Below are 17,118 nucleotides of genomic sequence, written 5' to 3' on the forward strand. Positions count from 1 at the left end.
GCCAGGCTCCACCGCCCCACCCCGGCGCATCGCCAGGAGGCCCGCCTTTCCCGCTCCGCCCGCCTGCTCGACCTTCTCCAGGCGCTCCGCCGCCGCCGACGGCCCGTCACGGCCGCCCGGCTGGCAGAGGAGCTCGGCGTCTCCCCGCGCACCCTCTACCGCGACATCGCGACCCTCGTGGCCGGGGGCGCGCCGATCGAGGGCGAGGCGGGGCTCGGCCATGTCATGCGCCGCGGCTTCTTCCTGCCGCCGCTGAGCCTCACGGCGGACGAGGTGGATGCGCTCATTCTCGGCCTCCGCCTCGTCACCCGCCGCGGGGGGATTGGCGGGCGGCGCAGAACAACGACGTCTCCTGACAGGAACTGACAGGGAGGGGGCGCAGGAAGGGCGGGCAACAGGAGACCACCCCATGCCCGACCTCAGCCTTACCCTCCTCCTCGTGGACAGCCCGGCCGCGAGCACCACCTTCTACGCGGACCTCCTCGGGCGGGAGCCCGCCGAGGCCTCCCCCACCTTCGCGATGTTCACCATGCCCTCCGGCGCGGGAAGCGGCCTCTGGTCCCGCCACACGGTGGAGCCGGCGCCGGGCGCGATGGCGGGCGCGGCGGAACTCGCCTTCGCGGTGCCGGACCTGGGCGCCGTGCACGCGGACTGGTCCGCCCGCGGCCTCCGGATCGCCCAGGTGCCGACCGGGCTCGATATCGGCCGAACCTTCGTCGCGCTCGCCCCCGACGGCCACCAACTTCGGGTCTTCACCCCGGCTGGCTGACGGAAAAGGGGGCGGCCCGGCCCCCCGGCTATGCGTTCAGCGCCAGCCCCCGCGCCCGTAATACCCGCCATGCCCGTAGCCATAGCCGCGATAGCCATAGGCCGGCGCCGAGTAGGCGTAGGAGCGGTAGGCCGGCCCGCCATAGCCCCGGCCATAGCCGCCGTATCCGCCGCCATAACCGACGGGATAGGCGACGCAGCCGGCCAGCGAGGCAGCGGCGACGACCAGGGTGAGCGCGCGAAGCAGCCGTGAGCGGTTGGTCATGGGGACCTCCTCCCGGCAGGGTGGCGGCGAGGGGCCGACGCCACGTGCCAGGAGGGAATAACGCCCGCCGCGGCTGTCTGAAGCGCGGCGGGATCGCGGCCGTGCCGTGGCAGGCGGGCTGCGCGCGGGGTCGTGATCGCGCCCCGCGATGTCGCCTTCAGGGAACCGGGTGCACGTCGTCCGCCCGCTGCGGCGGCAGCTTGATGGCCACCGCACGGAACCGCCCCGTCGACGGGCGCGAGCCCGCATGCGCGGTGCGGCGGGGAATGATGATCAGGTCGCCGGGCTTGATCTGAACCTCCCGCTCCCCGAGCCAGAAGGAGCCGGTGCCGTCGAGGATGAGCTGGATTTCGTCGGCATCCGCGTGGAAGTGCTTCATCACGTTGCCGCTCTGGATCGCGACGGTGCCGTGCTCCGTGTCCACCAGGGTGCGGGAGCGAAGGTCGGCGCCGGGACGCGGCGCGCCGATCTCGTCCTCGGTCATGCTGAACAGGTTGACGATCCGCGGCTCCATCGCGGGCCGCCCGGCCTGGGCCCAGGCATGGGGCACCACATCCGCCGCGAAGAGGCCGGCGGTGAAGGCGAGGGCGAAGCCGCCGAGGATGACCGGAAGGCGCATGGAGGTTCCCCTGGTTGGTTGGCAGCGATGATGGGCCGCCCCGCCCCGCCGCGCCGCCGCAACATCCCAGGATGGCCAGGGGATGAGGCCAGGGGATGACGGCCAGGGCTGCCCCTGCACCCCCCGCCCGCGCTATGCCCATCCGATGACCGACGAAGACCTGCTCGAACTCGCCGCGGGCCTGGCCGAGCGCGCCGCCCACGCCATCAACGCCATCCGCGCCGCCGGCTTCGCGGTGGAGCGCAAGAGCGACGCCTCCCCCGTGACCGAGGCCGACCGCATCGCGGAAGCCCTGATCGTGGAGGGCCTGCGCGCCGCCACCCCCGACATCCCCGTGGTGGCGGAGGAGGAAGTCGCGGCCGGTATCCTCACCGCCCTCGCTCCCCGCACCTGGCTGGTGGACCCGCTGGACGGCACGCGCGAATTCGCCGCCGGCCACGACAGCTTCGCCGTGAATGTCGGCCTCGTGGTGGAGGGGCGCGCCCATCTCGGCGCCGTCGCCATCCCCGCGACCATGGAGGTCTTCGGCGGCATCGCCCCCCTGGGCCTCGCCTGGAAAAGCGACGCCGCCGGCCGCCGCGCCATCCGCGCCCGCGCCATCCCGGCCGAGGGCGCGACCGTCCTCGCCTCCCGCCACTATTCCGACGACCCACGCCTGGACCGCTTCCTGGAGGGGCGGCGCGTGGCGGAGGTGATCAAGATCGGTTCCGCCGTGAAGTTTTGCCGCCTCGCGGAAGGGGCAGGGGACCTCTACCCCCGCTTCGGCCGCACGATGGAGTGGGACACCGCCGCCCCGCAGGCCCTTCTGGAAGCGGCCGGCGGCAGCGTCGCGGGCTTCGACGGCACGCCGCTCCGCTACGGCAAGCCCCTTTTCGAAAACGGCGCCTTCCTCGCCCAGGGCCGCCCGGCCGCATGACCGAGCGCCTGCCGCCCGAGGGCGTGCCCCGCGCCGCCGCCCTGCTGCGGGAGGGCGCGCTGGTCGCCTTCCCCACCGAGACCGTCTACGGCCTCGGCGCCGACGCGCGGAGCGGGCAAGCGGTGGCCGCGATCTTCGAGGCCAAGGGCCGCCCGCACTTCAACCCGCTCATCCTCCACTTCCCTGAACCCGCCGCCGCCTTCGAGGAGGTGGTGCCCGACGAGCGCGCCCATGCCCTCGCCGCCCGCTTCTGGCCCGGCCCGCTCACCCTCGTGCTGCCGCGCCGCCGCAACAGCCGCGTGGACCTGCTGGCCGGTGCGGGCCTGGACACGCTGGCGGTGCGCGTGCCCGCCCATCCCCTGGCGCTGGCCCTTCTGCGGGAGGCGGCCACCCCGGTCGCCGCCCCCTCGGCCAACCGCTCCGGCGGCGTCTCCCCCACCACGGCGGAGCACGTGCTGGACGGGCTGTCCGGTCGCATCGCCGCGGTGCTGGACGGCGGCCCCTGCGCCGTGGGCGTGGAGAGCACGGTGCTCGACCTCACCGGCGCCGGGGCCGTGCTGCTCCGCCCCGGCGGCGTGACGGCGGCGGCGATCGAGGCGGTGATCGGCCCCATCGGCCGCCCCATCCCGGTGGAGGCCGCGGAGGCAACGCGCACGCTCCGCTCCCCCGGGATGATGCTCTCCCACTACGCCCCCGCCCTGCCGGTGCGCCTCGCGGCCGGCGAGGTCGGGCTAGAGGAAGGGCTGCTCGCCTTCGGTCCGCCCCTGCCGGGCGCGGCGGTCACCTGGAACCTCTCCCCGTCCGGCGACACGGTGGAGGCCGCCGCCCGCCTCTTCTCCGGCCTGCGCTGGCTGGACGCGGAGGGCGCGCGGCGCGGGCTCAAGGGCATCGCCGCCATGCCCGTGCCGGTGGAGGGGCTGGGCGAGGCCATCAACGACCGCCTCCGCCGCGCCGCCGCCCCGAGATAGCGCGGCGCGGCCACGATTAGCGGCCGAACCCTCTTGCCCGCACCGGGCGGCGGGATGAGTCTGCCGCCGTGCCCAAGCCTTCTGCCCCGCCCGCCGAGCTTCCCCTCAACCCGCCGCCCGGCCCCGCCCAGCTCTTCGCCGCCTTCGCCAAGGCCGGGCTGATGGGCTTCGGCGGCGCCCAGGTCTGGGTCCGCCGCGCCCTGGTGGAGGAGCGGCGCTGGATGACCGAGCGCGACTACGCGGAGGTCCTCGGCCTCGGCCAGGTGCTGCCCGGCCCCAATGTCGGCAACGCCGCCGTCATGATCGGCCGGCGCTTCGCGGGCTTGGCCGGCTCCTTCGCGGCCACGGGCGGGCTCTACCTCTTCCCGCTGATCGTCCTGATGTCGCTCGTCCTGCTCTGGCAGGAATTCGCCGATATCCCAGCGGTCGCGGCCTTCATGCACGGGCTGGCCTGCGCGGCGGCGGGGATGGTGATCGGCAACGGCCTCCGCATGATCGGGCGCCTCCGCCCGCCGCCGGAGCTGATTGCGATCGGCATCCTCTCCACCGTTGCGGCCGCCTGGTTCCGGGTGCCGCTGCCAATCATCGTGCTCGTGCTCGGCCCGATTTCCATCGCGGCCGTGGTCTGGCGCGCCCGGCGCGGCGGGGAGGCGCGGGCATGACCGGGCCTGTCTGGGACCTCTTCCTCTTCTTCCTCAAGCTCTCCCTCGTCGCGGTCGGCGGGGCCAACGCCGCCGTGCCGTCGATGCACCACGAGGTGGTGGAGTTGCGGCACTGGATGACCGACGCCGCCTTCTCGCAGGGCTACGCCCTCGCCTCCGCCGCGCCGGGGCCGAACGTGCTCTTCGTGGCTGTGATCGGCTGGCACGTCGCGGGGTGGCAAGGGCTGGCGGCGAGCCTCGTCGGCTTTCTCGGCCCCACCTTCATCCTCGCCTGGGCGGTGGCGATGCTGACGCAGCGCTTGGCCGGAGACGCGCGCATGGGGGCGCTGCGGGCCGGGCTGGTGCCCGTCGCGATCGGGCTGATCCTTGCCACCGGCCTCGTCACGGGGGCCGCGGCGGCGCGCGGCACGGAAACCGAGATGGCCGTCGCGGTGCTGATCACCCTTGCCTCGGCCCTCTTCGTCTGGCGGTCGAATCTCTCCCCGATCTGGACGCTCGTGGCGGGCGGGCTGCTCGGCCTGGTGCTGCTCGGCGGGTAGCGGCCGCCCGCCGCATTAATAATCATTCTCACCTCTTGCTCGCAGCGCCGGGGCGGGACAGATTGCGCGCCGTTCATCTGACCAGCCCCTTGCCGAGGCCAGCGCCATGATCCGCCCGCGGACCGCCCTCCTGCTCGCCCTCTCCCTGTTCGCTTCCCCCATCGCCGCCCAGGCAGCGGAGGTGAACCTCTACACCACGCGCGAGCCCGGCCTGATGCGCCCCCTGACGGAGCGCTTCACCCAGGAAACCGGCATCAAGGTGAACACCGTCTTCGTCCAGGGCGGCCTCGCCGAGCGGCTGGCCGCCGAGGGCAGCCGTTCCCGCGCCGACGTCGCCATGGTGGTGGATGTCGGCAACCTGATGGAGCTGGTGGACCGCAACCTTACCCAGCCCGTGCGATCCGAGGTGCTGGAATCCGCCATTCCCACGCCGCTGCGCGACCCGCAGGGCCGCTGGTTCGCCCTCTCCACCCGCGCCCGCGCCATCTATGCCTCCCGCGAGCGCATCCCGGAGGCCGAGGCCGCGAAGCTCACCTACGAGGACCTGGCCGATCCCCGCTTCAAGGGGAAGGTCTGCATCCGCTCGGGCCAGCACCCCTACAACACCGCCCTCTTCTCGATCCTGATGATCCATCACGGCGAGGCCTGGCTGCGCGACTACCTGACGAAGCTGCACGGCAACCTCGCCCGCCGCGCCACGGGCGGCGACCGTGAGGTCGCGCGCGACATCCTCGCGGGCATCTGCGACGTGGGGCTGGCGAACACCTACTATGCCGGCCTGATGCTCTCGGGGCAGGGGGGGGAGGAGCAGAAGCGCTGGGGCGAGGCCGTGCGCGTCGTCCTGCCGGCCAATGAGACGGCGGTGAACATCTCCGGCGGCGCCGTCACCCGCCACGCGCCCAACAAGGCGGAGGCCGTGCGCTTCCTTGAGTTCCTCGCCTCCCCCGAGGCGCAGTCGATGTATGCCGACGCGAATTTCGAGAACCCCGTGCGCCCGAACACGCCGGTGAACCCGATCGTCGCCGGTTTCGGCGCCCTCAACCCGCGCGACGTGTCCCTGCCCGAGGTCGCCTCCCGCCGCGCGGCCGCCAGCCGCATCGTGGACGAGGTCGGCTTCGACCGCTGAGGGCGGTCCCGGCGCGCGCATGAGCCACCAGGGAACCGCGCCCCTCCTCCCTGTTGCGCTCTCCGCCGCGCCGCCCCGGTCCGGCGTCGGCATCCGCCGCGCGGCGCTCGGCCTCAGGCTCGGGGCCGCGCTCGGTGTGCTGCTGGTGGCCCTGCCGGTGGTGGCGCTGGCCTTCGCCGCCGCCCGCGGCTCGGGCGACCTCTGGCCCCACCTCATCCGCTACGTCCTGCCAGAGGCCGCGGTCGAGACGGCGCTCCTGCTCGCCGGCGTCGGCGCCGTTGCGGTCGGGATCGGCACGGGCACGGCCTGGCTCGTCACCACCTGCCGCTTCCCGGGGCGCAAAACCTTCGCCTGGGCGCTCGTGCTGCCGCTGGCCATGCCCGCCTATGTCGCGGCCTATGCCTGGCTGGACGTGCTGCACCCCGCCAGTGCCGTGCAATCCGGCCTGCGCGCCCTGCTGGGACTGACCAACCCCCGCGCCATCCCGCTGCCCGAGATCCGCTCGCTGCCCGGCTGCATCATGGTCATGGGCACGGTGCTCTTCCCCTATGTCTACCTCGCCGCTCGCGCCGCCTTCCTCACCCAGGGGCCGGACATGCTGCGGGCGGGGCGGGCGATGGGGGCGGGGGGCTGGCGCCTTTTCCTCACGGTCGGGCTGCCCATGGCCTGGCCGGCGGTCACGGCCGGGGCGGCGCTGGCGCTGCTCGAAACCCTCAACGACGTGGGCGCCGCCGAATTCCTGGGCGTGCGGACGCTCACCGTCTCGGTCTACGTCACCTGGATCACGCGCTCCTCCCTGGAGGGGGCGGCGCAGATCGCCCTTGTGCTGCTCGCGGCAGTCGCCGCCGTCCTCGCGATCGAGGGCTGGGGCCGCAGCCGGGCACGGGACGCGCGGGCGGTGCCGGACGCCATCCCGCCGGACCTTCGCCCGCTGCCGCTCGGCCGCGGGCTGCTCGCCTCCCTCGGCTGCGCCGTGCCGGTGCTGCTCGGCTTCGTCACGCCGGCCTCCTACCTTCTCTGGGCCGCCTCCCGCCGGGTGGCGGAGTTCGGCTGGCCGGCGGAGCTCGGCACATGGATCGCCAACAGCGCGACGCTCGCGGCCATCGCGACCCTCCTCGTGCTGCCCACCGCCCTCCTGCTCGCCTTCGGGGCGCGTACCGGCGCCGGCGTGGGCGGCCGGCCGGGGCTGGACGCCGCGCTGCTGCGCGCGAGCCTCCTCGGCTATGCCCTGCCCGGCGGGATCGCGGCGGTCGGCCTCATCATCGCCTTCGGCGGCCTCGACGACGCGCTGGAGACCCTCGGCGCCCTCGCACCGCCGCCGCTCTCGGGCACGCTGGCCGCGCTCATCCTGGCGTATTTCGTTCGCTTCCTCGCCATCCCCGCCTCGGGGCTGGATGCTGCCTACGGCCGCATCCGGCGGGAGGTGGACTGGTCCGCCCGCGCCATGGGGGCGGGGCCGGGGCGCATCCTCTGGCGCGTGCACCTGCCGCTGCTGCTGCCGGCGCTGCTGGCGGCCGCGCTGCTCGTCTTCCTCGACGCCATGAAGGAACTGCCCGCCACCCTCCTTCTCCGCCCCTTCAACCGCGAGACCCTGGCGACGGCCCTCTACGGCGAGGCCGCGCGCGGCACCTATGAGGAGGGGGCAGTGGCCGCGCTGGCCCTGGTGGTGGTGGGGCTGCCGGTGATCGCGCTGATGGTCGCGGGCGGGCGGGCGACGGCCGCCAGGGCGAGGCGACCGGGACGCCGATCCAGGCCGCTGGCCTGACTGCTTCGCCAGGCTACTCCTTTGCGGGATGGAAGGGCGGGGCCAGATAGGGCCGGTCCCCGCCTGTAACCCCCCAAAACCGCCCTTGACCCGCGGCCCCGCCGCGGCGTTTGGTCCCCCCGCCATGCCCGACACGCCCATGCCCCTCCTTCCGGCCCTTCCCGCCGGCTTGCTGGACGCCCTCCACGGCCTCCTTGGCCCTCGCGGCGTGGTCACGGACCCGCTCGATCTCGAACCGCACCTCTCGGACTGGCGCGGCCTCTACCGCGGCGCCTCGCCCGCGCTGCTGCGTCCCGCCTCCACCGCGGAGCTGGCCGCGGCGATGCGCCTCCTCTTCGAGGCGGGCGTGCCGGTGGTGCCCCAGGGCGGCAACACCTCCATGGTTGGCGGCGCCATGCCGGACGAGAGCGGGCGGCAGGTCATCCTTTCCCTTTCCCGCCTCAACCGCATCCGTGACATCGACCCCATGGATATGACCATGGTGGCCGAGGCCGGGGTGGTGCTGAAGGCGGCGCAGGACGCGGCCGCCGCGGCCGGCACCCTCTTTCCCCTCTCGCTCGGCGCCGAGGGCACGGCGACGATCGGCGGCGTGCTCTCCACCAATGCCGGGGGCAACACCACCGTCCGTTACGGCAATGCGCGCGACCTGATGCTGGGGCTGGAGGTGGTGCTGCCCGATGGCGGCGTGATCAACGGCCTGCGCCGCCTCCGCAAGGACAACACCGGCTACGCGCTGCGCCACCTGATGGTGGGCGCGGAGGGCACGCTCGGCATCGTCACCGCCGCCGTGCTGCGCCTCTTCCCCCGCCCGCGCGCGGAGGCCATCGCCCTCTGCGCGGTCGAGAGCGAGGACGCGGCGCTCTCCCTCTTCCGCCGCTTCCGCGACCGCGACGAGACGGCGGTGCGGGCCTTCGAGTACATGGCGGGGCAGGGGATGGACCTCGTGCTGCGCCACGTCGAGGGCGCCACCCTGCCGCTGTCGGAGCGCGCGGAGCACTACGTGCTGGTCGATCTCGCCTCCTCCCGCCCCGACGCCGACCTGCGCGGGTTGATGGAGGCGGTGCTGGAGGAGGCGCTGGAGGCCGGCGAGGTGACCGACGCGGCCTTGGCCGAGAGCGAGGCCCAGCGCGCCGCCATCTGGCGCCTGCGCGAGGAGCATCCGGAGGCGCAGAAGCGAGAGGGCGCCTCGGTGAAGAACGACGTCTCCGTCCCCGTCTCGAAGGTGCCGGAGCTCATCCAGCGCTCCAACGCGGCGCTGAAGGAACTCATCCCCGGCAGCCGCCCCGTGCCCTTCGGCCATATGGGCGACGGCAACATCCACATGAACCTCGAGCAGCCCGAGGGGATGGACCCCGGCGCCTTCCTGGCGCTGAGCCACGATATCATGGACTGCGTGAACGCCATCGTCCGCGACCTCGACGGCTCCTTCTCCGCCGAGCACGGGGTGGGGCGCCTGAAGCCCGACATGCTCGCCGACTGGCGCGGCGGGGCGGAGCTGGAGGCGATGCGGCGGATCAAGGCGGCGCTGGATCCCAAGGGCCTGCTGAACCCAGGCAAGGTGCTGCCCGCTTGAACCGCGCCCTCCCGCTGCTGGCTGTCCTTCTCCTCTCGGCCTGCGCCGAGCCCGAGGCGCGGCGGCTGGAGCCGCTGCCACGCCTGCCCGACGTGCCCGACGCCTTCCGTGCCGAGCTTCTCGGCGGCCGCAGCCCTGACTGCCGCCTGCGCGGCCAGGCCGTCTATCTCGGCGGCGGGCGCTTCCTGACGGCCGCGCACCTGGTGGACGACATGGTGCCGCGCCTGCGGGACTGCTCGGGCATCCCGCTTGAGCCGCTGATCGTCTTCCACGGCTACACCATGCCCGTGCGGCTGCTGCGCCTGGGGGTAGGGGAGCTGGAGCCGCAGGTCGGGCCGATCTACCGGCGCGGGGAGGACCTCGCGCTGCTGGAAGCCTCGCGCGTACCGCCCGGCCCGGGCGCGCGGCCCTGCCCGGCCGGCCCGGCCCCGGGCCAGGCCGTGATCGTCCTCTCCGGCAAGCGGCACGAGACGCGGGCCGGACCGATGGTGCCCGAGAGCCGCGGTTCGGACGGCGCCTACGCCGACCTGCCGATCCACCTCGCCCAGGGCGAGTCTGGCGCCGGCGTCTTCGACGCGCGGAGCTTCTGCCTTCTCGGCGTCGTCAGCCACCGGCCGGACGCGACGCCCGATCACTCGCGCATCGTGCCCGCCGCCACCATCCGCACCTTCCTGGGCGCGGTGGAGGGCGCCGGCCCGGCGGCGGGCGAGGGTTCCCGCCCCGTCGGCCAGGGCGCGGGCGACACGGCGGCGGGCCTTCGCGGGCCCGGCACGTGATTTCCGGAACGCGCCCTTTGCCGGCACCCCCCGGCAGGGGTAGGTTGATCCCCGCATGAGCCGGGTAACCCGTTATATTTCGAGACAGATCGCCGTCAGCCTTCTGGCGGTGACGATCGGCCTTGCCGCGCTCATCTGGCTCACCCAGTCGCTGCGCTTCATCGAGCTGGTGCTCGACCGCGGCCTCTCCTTCGCGGTCTTCCTCGAGCTGACCGGGCTTCTGCTGCCGTCCTTCTTCGCGGTGATCCTGCCGATCACGACCTTCATCGTAACCCTCTTCGCCTATGTCCGCCTCTCGACCGACCGGGAACTGGTGGTGATGCGCGCCGCGGGCCTCTCGGACTGGCAGCTCGCCCGGCCGGCGCTGATCGTGGCCACCCTCTCCACCGTCACTTGCCTCGTGCTGCAGACCTGGCTCGTGCCGGTCTCCCACGCTGCCTTCCGCGAGTGGCAGTTCGAGATCCGCAACCAGATGGCCGCGATCCTCCTCCAGGAGGGGGTGTTCAGCTCCGTCAGCAACGACCTGACCGTCTATGCCCGCCTCCGGGAGAACGACGGCACGTTGCGCGGCATCCTCATCCACGACATGCGCGAGCCCGGCGCCCCCGTGACCATCCTCGCGGAACGCGGCGTGATCCTGCCCGGGGCGAACGGCCCGCGCGTGATCCTGCTCAACGGCCAGCGCCAGCAGATGGAGCGCGTGGTGCCGCCGCGCTCGCCCCCGGGCACGCCGACCGTGCCGCAGCTCTCGGTCCTCACCTTCGGCGAGAACAGCGTGGACCTCGCCCGCTCCGGCCGCGCTGAGGATGCCCGCAACCGGGACTCGCGCGAGCGCTTCGTGGGCGAACTGCTGAATCCCGACCCCGAGGAGGGGCTGCTGGAGCGCGACATCCGCAAGTTCCGGGCGGAGGGCCATGGGCGCCTCGCCTCGCCGCTCACCGCCTTCTCCTTCGCCATGGTCGGGCTGGCCGTGGCGCTCTCCACCGGCTTCCGCCGGCATGGCGGCGGCATGTCCGCCATGATGGCCATCGCGGCCGTCATCACGCTGCTGGCGCTCGGGCTCGCGGTCGGCAACCTCGCGGCGCGGGACAACCGCTTCATTCCCCTCATCTGGGTGCACGCCATCGGGCCGGCCATCCTCTCGGCCTGGGTGCTCTCGGGTGCGCCGGGCTGGCCGCGCCGCGCGCCGCCCGTGCCGGCCGAGAGGTCGCCGGCGGCCGCGGCCCGGCGCGCCGGCCTCCCGCAAGGGGCGGCGGCGGAGTGACCTTCCCCTTCACCTTCGGGCTCTACGTGGCGCGCCGCTTCGCCGCGATGTGCCTCATCATGCTGGCGGCGCTTACCGGCCTCGTCGTGCTGTTCGACTTCATCGAGCTGCTGCGCCGCGCCGCGACGCGCGAGGCCGGGTTCGGGATCGTCGCCACCATCGCGGGGCTGCGCATCCCCTTCGTCGCGCTACAGGTGCTGCCCTTCGCCATCCTGCTCGGCGGCATCCTCGCCTTCTGGCGCCTTGCCCGCGGGTCGGAGCTGGTGGTGGCGCGCTCGGCGGGCATCTCGGCCTGGGGCTTCCTCCTCGGGCCGGTGATCGTCGCCACCCTCTACGGCGCGGGCGCGACGGCGGGGCTCTCGCCGCTCTCGGCCGTCATGCTGGCCAGGGCCGAGCGGCTGGACGCGGCGGTGCTGCGCAACAGCGGCGGCACCACGGCCATCGCGGGCGGCCGCCTCTGGCTGCGCCAGGCGGACCGCGAGCTGGACCCGCAGGGCGTCGCCATCCTCTCCGGCCGCGCCGTCAACCGCCGCGACGGCCGCTTCGGGCTGGAGGAGGTGTCGCTCTGGCGCATCTCCTCGGCCGACCGCTTCCTCGCGCGCGTGGAGGCGCCGAGCGCCAGCCTCTCGGGCGGCGCCTGGGTGCTCGACAACGCCATCGCCTTCGGCCCCGACCGCAAGGCCAATCCCGCCAGCACCTTCCGCCTGCCGACCGAGCTGACCCCCGACCGCATCGAGGACAGCTTCGCGAGCCCCGACACGCTCTCCTTCTGGACGCTGCCGGACTTCATCGAGGTGCTGGAGGAATCAGGCTTCTCGGCGGTGCGGCACCGGCTGCAGTTCCATTCCCTGCTTGCCCTGCCCATGCTGGCCGTCGCCATGGCGCTCCTCTCGGCCGGCTTCTCAATGCGCGAGGCCCGCAAGGGCGGCGTGGCGCAGATGCTGGGCGCGGGCGTGGCCGCTGGCTTCGTGCTCTTTCTCATCGACCGCGTGACGGGCGAGTTCGGCGAGACGGGCGCCCTGCCCGTGGTGCTGGCCGCCTGGGCGCCTGCCGCTGCCGGCCTGATGTGTGCCGTCGCGCTCCTGCTGCACCTGGAGGACGGATGAACGACGCGGCCCCAAGGAAGCGCCCGGGCGCGCCGCCTGTTCCCCGCGCCCTTCCCCGGCGCGCGCGGCTGCTCGGCGGCGCGGCCGCCCTTGCGCTGCTTGCCCAGCCCTGGGCGGCGCGCCCCGCCACGGCGCAGCCCGTGCGGCAGAGCGACTTCGGTAACACCGGAATCGTCCTGCCGGGAACCGCGGGCGCGGGCGGCGTGCCGCAGGTGACCGCGCCGCCCTCGCCCGGTGCCGGCCCGCCGGCCACGGGGCTGAGCATCCTGCGCGCGGGCGGCACCCCGGTGGACCGCGATGCGCCCGTCACCTTCACCGCCAACGAGGTGGAGTACGACCAGAACGAGAACCGCGTGACCGCGAGCGGCGCGGTGGAGGCCTGGCAGGGCGAGCGCATCCTGCGCGCCGACCGCTTCACCTACGACCGCGACACGGGCATCGCGACCGCCGAGGGCAATGTCCAGCTGCTTGAGCCGGACGGGCAGGTGATCTTCGCCGAGCGCGCGGTGCTGCAGGGCGGCATGCGCGACACGGTGGTGGAGGGGCTGCGCGGCCTGCTCGCCCAGAACGGCCGCCTGGCCGCGAACGGCGCGCGCCGCCGCACGACCGAGGGTGGGGCGGTGGTCTCGGACCTCTCGCGCGTCGTCTACTCCTCCTGCGACCTCTGCGCGGAGAACCCCGAGGCGCCGCCGCTCTGGCAAGTGCGCTCCCGCCTTGCCACGCAGGACGGCGAGGACAAGCGCATCCGCTTCCGCGACGCGACGGTGGAGTTCGACGGGATCCCGTCCTTCTACACCCCCTATCTGTCGATGCCCGATCCGAGCACGCCGCGCGCCTCGGGCTTCCTCAGCCCCTCCTTCGGGCAGACGCGCTACCTCGGTGCCTTCACGGAGGTCCCCTATTACTGGGCGATCGACGAGCAGAGCGACCTGACCGTCACGCCGATCATCTCCACCCAGGCGCCGCCGAGCGCCTTCGCCAGCTACCGCGGGCGCTACAACTTCGGCACCATGACGATCCTCGGCTCTGTCGGACAGCTGACCGGCAAGGAATCGAGCCAGGAGAAGGGGCTGGGCGGCCACGTCTTCGCCCGCGGCCTCTTTACCATCGACGAGAACTGGCAGGCCGGCTTCAACATCAACCGGGCGACCAGCGAGACCTACCTGCGCGCCTATCGCCAGCCCGGCACCGGCGTGCTGAGCAGCACGATCTACGCCGACGGCTACTGGGGCTACAACGCCTACGCCCGCATCAGCACGCTCTCCTTCCAGAGCCTGCGGACGCAGGACGTCACGGCGCGCATCCCCTTCGTGCTGCCCAACCTCTACTACGAGAAGGTGTTCGACCGTGACGCGCTCGGCGGCACCTTCACGGCCGATGTCTCGGCCATCAACGTCTACCGCGAGCTCGGCGCCAAGACCCGGCGGGCTGGCACGCGTCTGAGCTACGAGCTGCCACGATACGACGGTTTCGGCGGCGAGTGGACCTTCCGCAGCCAGGCGGACGTCGTCGGCTACAACGCCGAGAACGTGAACGTGCCGGCCAACTCGCTCCTGCTCGGCACGAACGAGGGCGGCCAGGAGGTCAACACTGTCAGGGGCAACATCCGCGCCGCGGTGGACTGGCGCCTGCCGCTGGTGCGCTCCGCCGGGAGCTACGGCCAGCAGCTCATCGAGCCGCGCGTGCAGGTCGTGACCGGGCCAAGCACCGGGCGGCAGTCGAACATCCCGAACGAGGACAGCCTCGACTTCGAGTTCACCGACGCGAATCTCTTCGCCCTCAACCGCTTCACCGGCCGCGACCGGCTGGAGGGCGGCACGCGGGTGGATGCCGCCCTGCGCGGGGCCTGGTACTTCCCGAGCGGCGGCTCCGTCGAGGCGCTGGTCGGCCGCTCCTTCCGCGCCTCCGATGAGGTGGTGTTCGAGCCCCGCTCCGGCCTCGAGAAGCGCGCTTCGGACTGGGTGGGGCGGGCCACCATCGCGCCGACGACCTGGCTCGACCTGACCGCCCGGACCCGCCTCGACGGCGAAACGCTGGACCGGCGCATGATCGACGCCTCTGCCGGCTTCGGCCTTGCGCCGGTCGGCCTCAACAACTCGCGCCTCACCTTCGGCTACCTCTACGAGCTGCCCTCGCCGCTCCGGACCGAGGTGCAGCAGACCAGCACAGGCGTCTATGCCTCCGCGCCCCGCTTCATCCGCGAGGTCTATGCCGGGGCCAGCACCCGCATCGCCGACCGCTGGCGCGCCTCGGCCTTCACCCGCTACGACCTCGAATTCAACCGGGCGGTTTCCTACGGTGCCACCGCCGCCTACGAGGACGAGTGCTTCGTCTTCGAGGGCCGTTTCTACCGCTCGCTGGCGGAGAACCCGGTGACCTCCAGGCCCTATCCGAGCGGCACCACCCTCATCCTGAGAGTCTCGCTCAAGACCATCGGCGAGTTCGCGGGACGCGCGCTGTAGCAACGAGCGGACCGCGGCGCGCAAGGGATCGCTTCAAACCGGGGCCCGCATGGGCTAGAGACCCCGGATGCGACGTTCCCCCCGTCTCCGCCCGGTCCTGCCCGGCTCTCTTCGCGGCCCCTCCGGCCGCCGGAAGGGCTCCCTGAGCGGGCTCGCGCTCGGCACTCTCCTCTCGCTCGCGCCCGTGCTGGCCGGCGGCGCCCTGGCCCAGCCGGCGGCGCGGCAGCCTCAGCCGAGGGCTGCCCAGGGAGGCGCGGCGCCGCGGGGCGAGGCCCCGGCACCGAGCGGCAACCGCATCCTGGCGGTCGTCAACGGCGACGTGGTGACGGAGTCCGACGTCCAGTCCCGCGCGAAGCTCTTCGCGCTCAACATCGGCCTCCAGCCCGGTGCCGAGCTGCTCTCGCGGCTGCGCCCGCAGATCATGCGCCAGCTCATCGAGGAGCGGCTGCGCCTGCAGGAGATCCAGCGCCGCCGCATTCCGGTAGGCGACGACGAGGTGGCAGAGGCGATCGGCGACATCGAGAAGCGTAACGGCCTCCCGCCCGGCGGGCTCCGCGCCCAGCTTCGCGCGGCGGGCGTGGAGCCGCGCGTGCTCTATGACCAGCTCCGCGCCCAGATCGGCTGGTCGCGCTTCATCCGCGCCCTCCTTGGCCCGAATTCCGAGCCCTCGGAGCAGGCGATCAAGGAGGCGGTGGCGGCGCAGGAGGCGAGGGCTGGCCAGCCGGAATACCTTCTCTCCGAGATCTTCGTGCCGGTGGAGGACCCTTCCTCCGCCGCCGAGACCCGGCGTTTCGTGGATGACGTGATCGGCCGCCTGCGCCAGGGCCTGCCCTTTCCCATCGCCGCCACCCAATTCAGCCAGAGCCAGACGGCCCTCCAGGGCGGCGACCTCGGCTGGGTGAGCGCGGAGAGCCTGGACCCTGCCGTCGCCGGCATCGTGCAGCGCATGCCGCCGGGCGCGATCTCCAACGCCATCGAGGTGCCCGGCGGCTTCCAGGTCGTGGCCATGCGGCAGAAGCGGGAGACGGGCCGCGAGAACGCGACGATGATCACGCTGCGTCAGGCTTTCCTGCCCTTCACCTCCGCGCTCGACCCGCAGAACCCGACGGAGCAGCAGAAGGCCCAGCTCGCCCGTGCCCAGGCCATCCGAGGCGGCTGCGACGCGGTGGAGGCCGCGGCCCGTGCCGCCAATTCCCCCCGCCCCGCCGATCCCGGCGGCGCCGTGCGGCTGGAGACGCTGAACCCGCCGCCGCTGCGCCAGCTCGTCGCGGGGCTCACCCCGGGACGCCCGAGCCAGCCGATCGTGACGCCGGACGGCATCCTCGTGATCGCCGTCTGCTCCCGCGAGACGCGCAACCTCGCCCTCTTCACGCCGGAGCAGGCGAAGCAGCAGATCCTGCGCGACCGGGCCGAGAACCTCTCCCGCCAGCAGATCCGCGACCTTCGCCGCCGCGCGACGATCGAGATGCGTGACTGAGCTTCCGAACCTCGCCGAGACCGTAGCGCGGCACGGGCTGGCCGCGCGCAAGTCGCTCGGTCAGCACTTCCTTCTCGACGAGGCGCTCTGCGCCCGCATTGCCCGCCTGGCCGGCGATCTCGCCGGGCGACAGGTGCTGGAGGTCGGCCCCGGTCCGGGCGGCTTGACGCGCGCGTTGTTGGCCGCCGGGACAGAGCACGTGCACGCCGTGGAACTGGACTCCCGCGCCGTCGCGGCGCTTGCCGAGCTGTCGGCCGCGTATCCCGGCCGCCTGACCGTCACCGAGGCGGATGCGCTGCGGATCGACCCCGTGGCGATGATGCCGGCGCCGCGCCGCATAGTGGCAAACCTGCCCTACAATGTCGGCTCGCCGCTGCTCATCGGCTGGCTGGCCCGGGCCGGCGAGTTCGAGAGCATGACCCTCATGTTCCAGCAGGAGGTAGCCGAGCGCATCGTTGCTGCGCCGGACAGCGAGGGCTATGGCCGCCTGGCCGTGGCCGCCCAGTGGCGCTGCGAGGCGCACATGGTGCTGCGCCTGCCGCCTGGTGCCTTCTCCCCGCCGCCCAAGGTGTGGTCCGCGGTGGTGCACCTCGTCCCCCATGCCACCCAGCCGGAAGCGCCGCTGGCCCGCGCGATGGAGCGCGTGACGGCCGCCGCCTTCGGCCAGCGGCGGAAGATGCTCCGGGGATCGCTGAAGTCGCTGGGAAACGCCGAAGGCCTGCTTGGCGATGCGGGCATCGAGCCAACCCGGCGCGCGGAGACGCTGAGCGTGGCAGAGTTCGAGACGCTGGCGCGCGGGCTGCTGGCGCGGGAGGGGTAGAGCCGGCTCCGG

Annotated in this window: 17 protein-coding genes and 1 pseudogene; 16 read left to right on the plus strand and 2 right to left on the minus strand. The window is 73.3% G+C overall.

Annotated elements, in window-relative coordinates:
• Positions 1-63 precede the first annotated feature (63 nt).
• From BO39_RS34300 to BO39_RS07615, 3 genes and pseudogenes are all read left to right on the plus strand, one after another.
• A pseudogene (locus tag BO39_RS34300) lies at positions 64-162 on the plus strand (HTH domain-containing protein); the annotation flags it as partial.
• 63 nt (positions 163-225) lie between these two features.
• Positions 226-366: a hypothetical protein gene (locus tag BO39_RS34305; protein ID WP_245615025.1), complete on the plus strand. Its 141-nt coding sequence runs from the start codon at positions 226-228 to the stop codon at positions 364-366.
• 43 nt (positions 367-409) lie between these two features.
• Positions 410-769, plus strand: coding sequence for a VOC family protein (locus BO39_RS07615; protein WP_043831668.1), 360 nt, complete (start codon positions 410-412; stop codon positions 767-769).
• Positions 770-805: 36 nt separating this feature from the next.
• Here the strand turns inward: BO39_RS07615 and BO39_RS07620 are convergent, their stop codons facing one another.
• Both BO39_RS07620 and BO39_RS07625 read right to left on the minus strand, forming a co-directional pair.
• Entirely contained in the window at positions 806-1,033 is a 228-nt protein-coding gene (locus BO39_RS07620; RefSeq protein ID WP_052401755.1) for a hypothetical protein, read from the minus strand.
• Between the two features lie 157 nt (positions 1,034-1,190).
• Positions 1,191-1,652, minus strand: a complete 462-nt coding sequence (locus BO39_RS07625; RefSeq protein WP_043831670.1) for a cupin domain-containing protein — start codon at positions 1,650-1,652, stop codon at positions 1,191-1,193.
• 145 nt (positions 1,653-1,797) lie between these two features.
• Between BO39_RS07625 and BO39_RS07630 the strand changes: the two genes are divergently transcribed.
• From BO39_RS07630 to rsmA, 13 genes are all read left to right on the plus strand, one after another.
• Positions 1,798-2,568: a 3'(2'),5'-bisphosphate nucleotidase CysQ family protein gene (locus BO39_RS07630; RefSeq protein WP_043831883.1), complete on the plus strand. Its 771-nt coding sequence runs from the start codon at positions 1,798-1,800 to the stop codon at positions 2,566-2,568.
• Positions 2,565-3,536, plus strand: a complete 972-nt coding sequence (locus BO39_RS07635) for an L-threonylcarbamoyladenylate synthase (RefSeq protein WP_043831672.1) — start codon at positions 2,565-2,567, stop codon at positions 3,534-3,536. The genes BO39_RS07630 and BO39_RS07635 overlap by 4 nt, the downstream gene beginning before the upstream one ends.
• A 68-nt stretch (positions 3,537-3,604) precedes the next feature.
• Complete coding sequence (locus BO39_RS07640; RefSeq protein WP_043831674.1) at positions 3,605-4,198, plus strand: chromate transporter; 594 nt, start codon at positions 3,605-3,607, stop codon at positions 4,196-4,198.
• Positions 4,195-4,737 carry a chromate transporter gene (locus tag BO39_RS07645; RefSeq protein WP_043831676.1) on the plus strand — a complete coding sequence of 181 codons (543 nt, stop codon included), beginning with the start codon at positions 4,195-4,197 and terminating at the stop codon, positions 4,735-4,737. The genes BO39_RS07640 and BO39_RS07645 overlap by 4 nt, the downstream gene beginning before the upstream one ends.
• A 106-nt stretch (positions 4,738-4,843) precedes the next feature.
• On the plus strand, positions 4,844-5,863 hold the full coding sequence (locus BO39_RS07650) for an extracellular solute-binding protein (protein ID WP_043831678.1): 1,020 nt from the start codon (positions 4,844-4,846) through the stop codon (positions 5,861-5,863).
• Positions 5,864-5,882: 19 nt separating this feature from the next.
• Positions 5,883-7,628 carry an ABC transporter permease gene (locus BO39_RS07655; RefSeq protein WP_084697932.1) on the plus strand — a complete coding sequence of 582 codons (1,746 nt, stop codon included), beginning with the start codon at positions 5,883-5,885 and terminating at the stop codon, positions 7,626-7,628.
• 124 nt (positions 7,629-7,752) lie between these two features.
• Positions 7,753-9,201: an FAD-binding oxidoreductase gene (locus tag BO39_RS07660; protein ID WP_408735164.1), complete on the plus strand. Its 1,449-nt coding sequence runs from the start codon at positions 7,753-7,755 to the stop codon at positions 9,199-9,201.
• Positions 9,198-9,977, plus strand: a complete 780-nt coding sequence (locus BO39_RS07665) for a trypsin-like peptidase domain-containing protein (protein ID WP_043831680.1) — start codon at positions 9,198-9,200, stop codon at positions 9,975-9,977. Before BO39_RS07660 ends, BO39_RS07665 begins: the two co-directional genes overlap by 4 nt.
• A 55-nt stretch (positions 9,978-10,032) precedes the next feature.
• Positions 10,033-11,241: an LPS export ABC transporter permease LptF gene (lptF, locus tag BO39_RS07670; protein WP_052401757.1), complete on the plus strand. Its 1,209-nt coding sequence runs from the start codon at positions 10,033-10,035 to the stop codon at positions 11,239-11,241.
• Positions 11,238-12,347 carry an LPS export ABC transporter permease LptG gene (lptG, locus tag BO39_RS07675; RefSeq protein ID WP_043831682.1) on the plus strand — a complete coding sequence of 370 codons (1,110 nt, stop codon included), beginning with the start codon at positions 11,238-11,240 and terminating at the stop codon, positions 12,345-12,347. The genes lptF and lptG overlap by 4 nt, the downstream gene beginning before the upstream one ends.
• Positions 12,344-14,809 carry an LPS-assembly protein LptD gene (locus BO39_RS07680; protein ID WP_084697933.1) on the plus strand — a complete coding sequence of 822 codons (2,466 nt, stop codon included), beginning with the start codon at positions 12,344-12,346 and terminating at the stop codon, positions 14,807-14,809. Before lptG ends, BO39_RS07680 begins: the two co-directional genes overlap by 4 nt.
• 67 nt (positions 14,810-14,876) lie before the next feature.
• Positions 14,877-16,286 carry a peptidylprolyl isomerase gene (locus BO39_RS07685; protein ID WP_084697934.1) on the plus strand — a complete coding sequence of 470 codons (1,410 nt, stop codon included), beginning with the start codon at positions 14,877-14,879 and terminating at the stop codon, positions 16,284-16,286.
• On the plus strand, positions 16,279-17,106 hold the full coding sequence (gene rsmA / locus BO39_RS07690) for a 16S rRNA (adenine(1518)-N(6)/adenine(1519)-N(6))-dimethyltransferase RsmA (protein ID WP_043831684.1): 828 nt from the start codon (positions 16,279-16,281) through the stop codon (positions 17,104-17,106). Before BO39_RS07685 ends, rsmA begins: the two co-directional genes overlap by 8 nt.
• The last annotated feature ends 12 nt before the right edge of the window (positions 17,107-17,118 follow it).

It is taken from the genome of Roseomonas aerilata DSM 19363, assembly GCF_000711725.1.
Lineage (GTDB): Bacteria > Pseudomonadota > Alphaproteobacteria > Acetobacterales > Acetobacteraceae > Roseomonas > Roseomonas aerilata.

Coding starts and splice junctions, on each gene's coding strand:
- BO39_RS07620 (WP_052401755.1), bottom strand. CDS start 1,033: ATGACCAACCGCTCACGGCTGCTTCGCGCGCTCACCCTGGTCGTCGCC.
- BO39_RS07645 (WP_043831676.1), top strand. CDS start 4,195: ATGACCGGGCCTGTCTGGGACCTCTTCCTCTTCTTCCTCAAGCTCTCC.
- BO39_RS07650 (WP_043831678.1), top strand. CDS start 4,844: ATGATCCGCCCGCGGACCGCCCTCCTGCTCGCCCTCTCCCTGTTCGCT.
- BO39_RS07635 (WP_043831672.1), top strand. CDS start 2,565: ATGACCGAGCGCCTGCCGCCCGAGGGCGTGCCCCGCGCCGCCGCCCTG.
- BO39_RS07680 (WP_084697933.1), top strand. CDS start 12,344: ATGAACGACGCGGCCCCAAGGAAGCGCCCGGGCGCGCCGCCTGTTCCC.
- BO39_RS34305 (WP_245615025.1), top strand. CDS start 226: ATGCGCCGCGGCTTCTTCCTGCCGCCGCTGAGCCTCACGGCGGACGAG.
- BO39_RS07630 (WP_043831883.1), top strand. CDS start 1,798: ATGACCGACGAAGACCTGCTCGAACTCGCCGCGGGCCTGGCCGAGCGC.
- BO39_RS07615 (WP_043831668.1), top strand. CDS start 410: ATGCCCGACCTCAGCCTTACCCTCCTCCTCGTGGACAGCCCGGCCGCG.
- BO39_RS07660 (WP_408735164.1), top strand. CDS start 7,753: ATGCCCGACACGCCCATGCCCCTCCTTCCGGCCCTTCCCGCCGGCTTG.
- BO39_RS07655 (WP_084697932.1), top strand. CDS start 5,883: ATGAGCCACCAGGGAACCGCGCCCCTCCTCCCTGTTGCGCTCTCCGCC.
- BO39_RS07685 (WP_084697934.1), top strand. CDS start 14,877: ATGCGACGTTCCCCCCGTCTCCGCCCGGTCCTGCCCGGCTCTCTTCGC.
- lptF (WP_052401757.1), top strand. CDS start 10,033: ATGAGCCGGGTAACCCGTTATATTTCGAGACAGATCGCCGTCAGCCTT.
- BO39_RS07625 (WP_043831670.1), bottom strand. CDS start 1,652: ATGCGCCTTCCGGTCATCCTCGGCGGCTTCGCCCTCGCCTTCACCGCC.